This window comes from Streptomyces sp. NPDC002690, assembly GCF_053592415.1.
Genome location: NZ_JBSFVR010000304.1, coordinates 1 through 8987, shown reverse-complemented (window position 1 = coordinate 8987; position 8987 = coordinate 1). Strand labels below are relative to the sequence as shown.

8 protein-coding genes are annotated in these 8987 nt (G+C 73.0%); 6 read left to right on the top strand and 2 right to left on the bottom strand.

The features are described from left to right. Positions 1–68: 68 nt before the first annotated feature. From ACWD3D_RS28255 to ACWD3D_RS28240, 4 genes are all read left to right on the top strand, one after another. The gene (locus ACWD3D_RS28255; RefSeq protein WP_451463613.1) at positions 69–509 is read left to right on the top strand and encodes a SpoIIE family protein phosphatase; all 441 of its coding nucleotides are present in this window, start codon (positions 69–71) and stop codon (positions 507–509) included. Further along, positions 503–2302, top strand: coding sequence for an ATP-binding response regulator (locus ACWD3D_RS28250; protein WP_451463610.1), 1800 nt, complete (start codon positions 503–505; stop codon positions 2300–2302). The genes ACWD3D_RS28255 and ACWD3D_RS28250 overlap by 7 nt, the downstream gene beginning before the upstream one ends. Then, positions 2299–3960 carry a SpoIIE family protein phosphatase gene (locus ACWD3D_RS28245; protein WP_451463609.1) on the top strand — a complete coding sequence of 554 codons (1662 nt, stop codon included), beginning with the start codon at positions 2299–2301 and terminating at the stop codon, positions 3958–3960. Before ACWD3D_RS28250 ends, ACWD3D_RS28245 begins: the two co-directional genes overlap by 4 nt. A gap of 187 nt (positions 3961–4147) precedes the next feature. Next, positions 4148–4627, top strand: a complete 480-nt coding sequence (locus ACWD3D_RS28240) for a hypothetical protein (RefSeq protein WP_451463608.1) — start codon at positions 4148–4150, stop codon at positions 4625–4627. 40 nt (positions 4628–4667) lie between these two features. On the opposite strand, the gene ACWD3D_RS28235 is transcribed toward ACWD3D_RS28240, so the two are convergent. Beyond that, on the bottom strand, positions 4668–6020 hold the full coding sequence (locus tag ACWD3D_RS28235) for a globin domain-containing protein (protein ID WP_451463607.1): 1353 nt from the start codon (positions 6018–6020) through the stop codon (positions 4668–4670). A gap of 263 nt (positions 6021–6283) precedes the next feature. Here ACWD3D_RS28235 and ACWD3D_RS28230 point away from each other — a divergent pair, with 263 nt between their 5' ends. Next, the gene (locus ACWD3D_RS28230; protein WP_451463606.1) at positions 6284–7012 is read left to right on the top strand and encodes a response regulator; all 729 of its coding nucleotides are present in this window, start codon (positions 6284–6286) and stop codon (positions 7010–7012) included. Between the two features lie 78 nt (positions 7013–7090). Here the strand turns inward: ACWD3D_RS28230 and ACWD3D_RS28225 are convergent, their stop codons facing one another. Then, on the bottom strand, positions 7091–8752 hold the full coding sequence (locus ACWD3D_RS28225) for a sensor histidine kinase (RefSeq protein WP_451463612.1): 1662 nt from the start codon (positions 8750–8752) through the stop codon (positions 7091–7093). Between the two features lie 108 nt (positions 8753–8860). On the opposite strand from ACWD3D_RS28225, the gene ACWD3D_RS28220 reads away from it, so the two are divergent. Further along, on the top strand, positions 8861–8987 hold a 127-nt coding region (locus ACWD3D_RS28220; protein ID WP_451463611.1), incomplete at its 3' end, for a MaoC/PaaZ C-terminal domain-containing protein.

The window sequence follows — 8987 nt, the reverse complement described above, 5'->3', positions numbered from 1 at the left end:
GCTCTACGGCGTCGACCTGCGACGTTGCGGGTGATTCGCATTCCACTACTCCTATATCCAGGGTGTGACTGGCGGTTGACTCACTGCGGGACCCACGCGCGCACACCCCGGACGGAGTGATGCGGGACATCCACACCGCGTTGCGCGGCGGACGCGGCGGCGCGGTCGCCGTCGTGCGCATCGACCCGGACGCGCGCACCGTGTCGTTCTGCGGGGTGGGGAACGTCAGCACCTTCGTCGTCGACCCCGCCACGAACACCCGGCGCTCCCTGCCGTCGGCGCCGGGCATCGTCGGCCATCAGCTCCCCACCCTCCGTACCGTCCACCAGGAACTGCCCCGGGACAGCGCCGTGATCATGCACTCCGACGGGCTCACCGAGCGCTGGCGGCCCTCGGCACTGCCCGGTCTGCTCGCCCACTCCCCGCTCGTCGCCGCGGCCCAGCTGCTGCGCGAGGCCGGGGTGCGCCGCGACGACGCCGGTGTCGCGGTCGCCAAGGGGGCATGGTGACGCATCCCACCGGGGCGCTGGCCACCATCACCCTCTCCACCGAGCAGGACGTCTTCGTGCTCCGGCGCAGCGGCAAGGCCGTCGCCGAAGCCCTGGGGGTGGAACGCCAGGACCAGGTCCGCCTGGCCACCGCCCTCAGCGAACTGGGCCGGGACGTTCTCGGTACCTCCGAACTCAGGGTCACCTTCGGCACGGTGCCCGGAGCGTCGCCACTGCTCCGGGTCGTCGTCCTCTGGCGGGACGGAGCCGGTCCGGGGCGCGAGTCGATCGCGGCCGCCTCCCGGCTCGTACCCACCCGGCACGACCCGGAGCGAAGGGCCGTGACCATCGAACAGCAGCTCTCGGTCGATGCCACCACCCCTGACAGCCTCCGGCACGCGAGGGACGTCCTCCACATGCACCGGGGGTCGAGTGAGCTGGAGGACGCCCGCGCGCAGACGATCGACCTGATCGCCGCGCTGGAGGAGACACGGGCCCAGCGCGAGGAGCTCCGCCGGCTCAACGAAGAGCTGGAGGAGACCAACCGGGGCGTGGTGGCTCTCTACTCCGAACTCTCCGAGGAACTGGAGGAGACCAACCGCGGAGTGGTGGCCCTCTACGCCGAACTGGAGGAGAAGTCGAGCCAACTGCGCGACGCGAGCGAGGCGAAGACCCGGTTCTGGGCCAACGTCAGCCACGAACTGCGGGCCCCGGTGAACTCCGTCGTCGGCCTTGCCCGCTTGCTCCTGGACATCGACGGGGAGAGCCTCGACGAGGAACAACGCAGGCGGATCTCGATGATCAGTGCCTCCGGCGCCACTCTGCTCGCCCTCGTCGACGAACTGCTCGACGTCGCCAAAGCCGAGTCGGGACGCCTGGAACCCCACTGGGAACCCGTCGACCTGCGCGCCACCCTCGGCCAACTGCACGGCACCCTGCGCGGACACGCGACCGGGGAAGGCGTCACGCTCTCGGTGGCGGCCCCCGCCCCGGGCACCACCCTCGTCAGCGACGAGGTCATGCTCACCCGCGTCCTGCGCAACCTGCTGTCCAACGCGCTGAAGTTCACGGAAGAGGGCACCGTCCGGCTCGACGTGGCGGCCGACGACGGCGAACACGGCGCGGAGGTCGTCTTCACCGTCACCGACAGCGGCGTCGGCATCCCACCGGAGGAACAGCACCAGATATTCGAGGAGTTCTACCAAGTCCGCGGCGCGCACCAGCGCGGACACTCCGGGACCGGTCTCGGCCTGCCCTACGCGCGACGCCTCACCGGACTCCTCGGCGGCACCCTCGTCCTCGTCAGCACCCCGGGACAGGGCACCGAGGTCACGGTCCGCCTCCCCGCCGCCCCGCCCGGAGAGGAACCCGGCAACGGCCCCTCCGGCTCCGCCCAACTGGCGCTCCTGGTCACCATCGACGACGACGAGGTCTTCCGCACCACCCTGCGGCCCGTCCTCGCCCGGCTCGCCGATCGCGTCGTGGAGGTGGGCGAGGGAAGCCGGGCCGTCGACGCCATCCGCCGGGAACACCCCGACGCGGTCCTGCTCGACCTGCACATGCCCGACATGGACGGCTACGGGGTACTGGCGGAGCTCGCCGCAGACCCCGACCTCGTCGGGATCCCGGTGGTCGTCATCACCTCGGCCGCCGACGAGACCCTGGACCACGAACGGCTGCGCCACGCGCGGGCGGTCCTGGACAAGTCCACCCTGAACCACGCGCGGCTCGCCGCGGCCTTCGACCGTTTCGCGGAGCCGCACGGCGCACCGGAACACACCCCCCACGACGCCGGAGAAGGCGGCACGACATGAGTCCCCACCCCCACCCGGACAGTGCGGTGGCCACGGTCATGGTGCTCGACGACAACGACACCAACCGCTACATCGTCAGCAGTTGGCTTCGGCGGGCCGGGCACGCGGTCGTGGAGGCCGCCGACGGCACCGAGGGTCTCGCCCTCCTCGCGAGGTCTCCCGACTCCCTGCTGCCGGAACTCGCCATCGTCGACGTGAAGCTGCCCGACATGAGCGGCTTCGAAGTGTGCGAGCAGATCAAGGCGGACCCCCGGACCGCCCATCTGCCCGTCATCCACGTCTCCGCCACCGAGATCGAGGTGAGCGACCGTACCCAGGGTCTGCACCGGGGCGCCGACGCCTACCTCACCGAGCCCATCGCCCCGGACGAACTCCTGGCGACCGTTACCGCCGCGCTCCGCTACGCCCGCGCCCGCCGCCGGGCCGAGCGGCTCGCGACCCGGGTCGCCGCGCTGAACAGCAGCACCCTCGCCGTCTACGCGGCGCGGGAGGGGGAGACCTTCGCCCGCAAGGCGGCGGAGGGCGCGGCCACCCTGATGTACTCGCCCGCGGTGGCCGTCGCCCTCAGCCCCGACAGCCGTACCGTCTACCTCGCGACCGGGCACGAACCTGGAGCCGCCCGTCGCGCGCGCGGAGCCGGGGAGGCGCCGGTCACCCTGGCTCACGGTAACCCCCGCCTGCTGGACCTCCTGTCGGAGAGCGCCCTCGGGGACGGGACCGGGACGAAGACCACCGTCCTGTCGGGCGCCGAATGGAAGGCGATGACCTGCCCGGACGGCGACGGACCCGCCGACGTGTTCCCCGACCGGGTCGCACTGGTCCTCGCGCGCACCAAGCGGGGCAGGCCCCCGGTCGCGCTCGCCGTCGACGCCGCGACGCTCGTCGGCGCCGACGACGGCGAACTGCTCTCCCAGCTGGCCCAGGCGTGTGCCCTGGCCCTGGAGGCGCTGCGCAGCCACAGCGAGGAGCACGCCCTGGTCCTGGCGCTGCAGCGCACCTTCCTGCCGGACCGGCTGCCGGACGTGCCGGGGGTGGACATGGCCGTCCGCTACGAACCGGCCGCCGACCTCGCGGAGATCGGCGGCGACTTCTACGAGGCCATCGAGACCCCCGCCGGTCTGCTCCTGGCCATCGGCGACGTCGCCGGGCACTCCCTCAAGGCGGCCATGATCATGGGCGAGGTACGCCACGCCCTGCGCGCGTACGCCATCGAGGGGCACGATCCACAGACCCTGCTCACCCGGCTGGACGCCCTGCTCGTCCGCCTGAGGCCGTCCATCACCGTCACCGTCTGTCTGGTACTCGTGGAGCCGGGCGGCCGTCGCGTGCACGTCGCCAACGCCGGGCACATCCCGCCGCTGCTGCGGTACCCCGACGGCTCCACCCGTTACCTCACCGAGCACGGTCCGCTGCTGGGACTCAGCCTTCCGCACGCGCCGGCCGTACCGTATCCGGTGGAGGCGGGATCGACGCTCCTGCTGCTGACGGACGGTCTGATCGAGGTGCCCGGCGAAGACCTGGACGACAGCCTGGCCGCGCTGGAGCGCACCCTCGCCGGCGCGTCCTCCCCGCTCGAAGCGGTCTGCGACACCCTGTTGGAGACCTTCGGCAAGGGGAAGACGGACGACATCGCGATCCTGGCCGCCCGGATCGGCTGAGCGGTCCCGGCGGAACCGCCCGTACGACAGGGGCCGTTCGGCCCTGTCCCCCGGAGTGCCCGGGCGTATTCACTGCCTTCCATCGCATGCCGCGGACCGGCCCGACGGCGGCACCGGGGCGCGGGCCCGCGGCATGCGACGCGTCCGCCGGACCGGGCGGGGCGAGGACACGTGGGAGAGGCACGCGGTGATCGCGGTCGTAGGGCACAAAGACCTCAGTGACGGCACCCTCGAACTGGTGGAGACGGAACTGAGGGCGCGGCTGGAACGGCTGACGGAGGGGACTGCCGCGTTCGTACGCGCCGGGGCGGGGCTGCCGCTGGTCTTCGGCAGGGCCGCCCGGGACGCGGGCCGGAGGCTGACCGTACTGCTCCCGGTGCGCGGTGCGGTGCCGGCCGTCCTGCCCGAGGCCGACCGTCAGGCGGTGGGCGAACTCCTGGTCCTGGCCGCCCGCGTGCGGCTGCTGGACTTCGACCCCGGGGACCGGGACGCGTGCGTCGGCGCCGACGAGTGCGTGGTCGGCGAGAGCCGGACGGTGCTCGCGGTCTGGGACGGTTCCCGGTCCGACGGCAGCGACGCCACCGCGCACCTGGTCGCCTTCGCCCGCGGCCGGGGGATTCCCGTGGAGGTCGTGTGGCCGGACGGGGCGTCCCGGAGGAGCACCTGACCGGGCGCCGCCGACGACGGCCGCGTCCGCCCGCGCACGACTACCAGGTGCCGGCCGCCCCTTCGGGCGTCCCGGCGACGCCACCGATCCCCGCTCCGTCCCGGTGGACGTGGTCCGCCGGCACCCCGGCAGCCACCAGGGCCGCCTCGACGGCCCTTGCCCGCTCGGCCCCGGAGGGCCCGGCGGCCGCGGAGTCCAGCGCCACGAACACGTGCAGGTTCTCGGCGGACCCCGGACGCGGCGGGAGCACCCCGCCGAGGGCCCCGAGCGGATTCCTGTCCGTCCAGCCGGCCGTGTCCGCCGGAACGACCGTCAGCCACGGGTGCCCCCGCCGGAATGTCTCCAGCCACGCGGCGTCGTGGAAAGGGCCGCCCGTTCCACCGCCGCCCGCCGTGCCGGAGTCCAGCAGCAGCCGCACACGGTGCGGGGCCCCGGGCGCCCACGGCACCGAGGCGGCCCGTTGGAGGAGCGCCTTCATCGGCGCCCAGCCCGTACCGGAGGCGATCAGCAGGAGGTCGCCGGTCGGCGCGTCACCGGGCAGCGTCAGCACGCCCCGGGGAGCGCCGATCCGGACGGTGTCCCCGGTCCGTGTCCCGTGGACCAGGGCGTCACCGACCCCACCCGCTCGCCGGGCCCGTACGTGGAACTCCAGTTCACCGTCCGGATGCGGTGCGCACGCCAGGTAGTACGGCCGCCAAGCCTGTTCCAGCAGAGGTGTCTCCAGTGCGGCGTACTCACCAGCGCGGAAGGCGTAGGGCTGCCGGGGACGCACCCGCAGGACCGCGAGTGAGGGGGCGCGGAGATCGTGGGCGGTCACGGTCGCGTCCCAGCTGGCGAGTTCGGTGATCGCCTCGTTCTCGCCCCGGACCATTGACGAGACCGCCAGCCGTAGCATCCGCAGCCACGCGTCCTCGGCGGGAGCACTCCACCGCCCGCCCGCCCGGGCGCGCAACGCCTCGACCAGGGCGGCTTCGAACGCCGCGAAATGCGCCGGCCGCACCCCCAGCTTGCGATGGTCGCGTCCCAGCTGCGTGAAGTACCCGGTCACCGCCTCGGGCCGGTGAAGCTCGCCGATCAGGAAGCGGAAGGCTCCGGCCAGATGAGCCTGCTGGAACGCCATCGACTCGGGAAAGAGCGAGCGCAGATACGGATGCCGGTCGAAGAGCACCTGGTACAGCTCGGTGATCAGCTCCTCCAACGGACCCACGGCCATCATGGAGGCGTCGATCAGCGACTGGTCCGCCAGGGCGTCGTGACCGCCGTAGACCTGCGGGGGGTCGACCTCGCGGGGCCTCGCCAAGTCGTGGGCGGGCGCCAGGATGTGGCGGCGCAGCCGCATCGCGTCGTGGCGGGCCAGGAGGGCGTGATAGCTCTCGCTCGGAGTGTTCTTCATGGGCGGTCAGCTCCTCGTAACAGCACGGCGGGGGACCTGTGCGGACGCGACCGAGGGAGGTGTCCGACCATTCCCGTCGGGCGGGCGGCGCCAGTATGGCACCGTGCCCGCACTGCTGAACGGCCCAGGCCACAGGGCCTTTCGGCCCCTTTCGCGGAAGCCCGGAACATGCCTCGGCACCCCGTCGCCGGTACACCCGGCGGCGGGCACATACTGGTTCGCGTCCGCCCGGACACCCCCGCCCCCGACCGAACGAGCATGGTGTGAACGACGATTCCGAGCAGTCCCGGCCGAGCGATTCCTCGCCGGAGCCCGTCCTCCCGGTCCGCGTGTTCATCCTCGACGACCACGAGGTCGTGCGACGCGGTGTACGCGACCTTCTGGAGGCCGACGGCGGCATCGAAGTCGTCGGCGAGGCCGGTGACGCCCGGGAGGCGCTGGCCCGGGTGCCCGCTGCCAGGCCGCAGGTGGCGGTGCTGGACGTGCGGCTCGGCGACGACGGTGGCGACCACGCCGGGATCGAGGTCTGCCGCGAACTGCGCGCCCGGATGCCCGAACTCGCCTGTCTGATGCTGACCTCCTTCGACGACGACGAGGCGCTGTTCGACGCCATCATGGCGGGAGCCGCCGGTTACGTGCTGAAGCAGATCAACGGTGCCGGCCTGGTCTCGGCGGTCCACACCGTGGCGGCCGGCACCTCCATGCTCGACCCCCGGACCACGGCCCGGGTGATGGCACGGCTGCGGGGGACCTCGCAGCCGCCCGCCGTGGAGACCGAGCCGTCCGAACTCGACAGGCTCACACCGCGGGAACGGCAGATCCTCGATCTCATCGGCGAGGGACTCACCAACCGGGAGATAGCGGCAAGGCTCTTCCTGGCCGAGAAGACAGTGAAGAACCGCATCTCCGCGATCCTCGCCAAACTGGGCGTCGGCCGCCGCATCCAGGCCGCGATGCTCGCCGGCCGCATCCGGGAGCGCGGCGAGCGGTAGGCGGACCACGGCCTCGGAAGGCGGCGAGCGGACCACGGCCTCGGAAGGGCTGGCCGGTGAGCGGTCCGGTGCGCGGTCTCAGCGGAGCGGGACGCTCCAGCTGATCCGGGTGCCGCCCGCGTCCGGCTGCTCGACCGTCAGCGTGCCGCCGCACAGTTCCGCCCGGGTCCGCATGTTGGCCAGCCCGCCGCCCCCCGGTTTCCCCGCGGCGGCACGGGCCCCCAGGCCGGTGCCGTCGTCGGTGACGGTCAGCGTCACCGCGTCGTCGGCGGTCAGCGCGATGTCGATACGGCTCGCCCGGGCATGCCGGGACGCGTTGGACACCGCCTCCGCCGCGACGGCCGCCACATGCTCCGCCACGTCGTCCGGGACCGCGGTGTCGACCGGCCCGTCGATACGTACCGACGGCCGGAAGCCGAGCACGCGGGCAGCCGTGAGGGCCGTCTCCGAAATGCGCCGGCGCAGCCCGTTGCGGCCCGAGCCGTCCGCCGTTCGCAGATCGAAGATGGTGGACCGGACGATCCGTATCGTGGTGTCCAGATCGTCCACCGCACGCCGCACGCGTTCGGCGGCCTCCGGGCGGTCGGCGATGGCCCGGGTGGTGCTCTGCAGGGTCATCCCGGTCGCGAACAGGCGCTGGATGGCCAGATCGTGCAGATCGCGGGCGATCCTGTCCCGGTCGTGCATCACCGCGAGCTCCTCGGACTCCGCCCGCCCGCGCGCCAGTTCCAGCGCGATCGCCGCCTGATCGGCGAAGCCGGACACCAACTCCACCTCGGACTCGTCGAACGGCGGCCGGCCCACGGGACGCCCCAGCCGCAACGCGCCCATCGCTCCGTCGTCCACCTGGAGCGGGACCGCCACCACCGGCCCCAGCCCCTCGTCGGCGCCGTCGCCGAACAGATGGGCCCGGGGATCGGTACGGACGTCCGCGCAGTGCACCGGCGTCCCGGTGCGTGCGGCGAGCCCGGTCAGCGATCCGAACGCCGGGACGGACAGCCCACGCGCCCGCTCGGCGTCCCGCCCGTGCGCGACAGCCACCGCCAGACGTGCCGCCTCCGCGGGCACCGGCTGCCGCCCCGCCCGCGCGGATGCACCCGACAGCGGGGCGGGCAGCAGGATCGCCGCCCGGTCCGCGTCCGCGACCTCCATCGCCCGCTCGGCGACCAGATGCAGCACCTCGTCGGCGTCCGTACCCGAGAGCAGGGCACGGGTGATCTCGCCCAAGGCTTCGAGCCGCCGCTCACGCCGGCGGCTCTCCTCGTACAACCGGGCGTTGTCGATGGCGACCCCGGCGGCGATGGAGAGAGTGGTCAGCACCGCCTCGTCGTCGGCGTCGAAGCTCCTCCCGTGCCGCTTCTCGGTGAGGTACAGGTTGCCGAACACCTCGTCACGCACCCGTACGGGCACGCCGAGGAAGCTGCGCATCGGCGGGTGGTGGGGAGGGAACCCGAAGCTGTTCGGATGGCTGCCGAGGTCGTCGAGGCGCAGCGGCCGAGGATGCTGGATGAGCTCGCCGAGGAGACCGCGTCCGCACGGCGTCCGCCCGATCCGGGCGGTGAGCTCGGGCTCCATGCCGACGGTCAGGAACTCCTGCAGCGTCTCCCCGTCCCCGACGATGCCGAGCGCCCCGTACTCCGCGTCCGTCAACGACACCGCGGCCTCCACGATGCCGCGCAGCACTTCGGGAAGTTCGAGGCCCCGGCCGAGGCCCATCACGGCATCGAGCAGCCCGCGCATCCGGTCCGGACGGCTGGGCTGCGGCCAGGTCCCGGGGTGGACTCCGGCGGGGTCGGAAGCGACGTCCGGCGCGGCCGGCGCGGGAGCGGGGGAGAGGGAGCCGGAGAAGTGCGACACCGGGCATACGGGATCTGTCATGGCCGCTCCTTCCCGGTCACCCGGGCCTCGCTGGTCCGGTACGCGGGCGCGTCCGGCGACTTCAACCCGATCCACTGGAACGAGAAGTTCGCGGTCG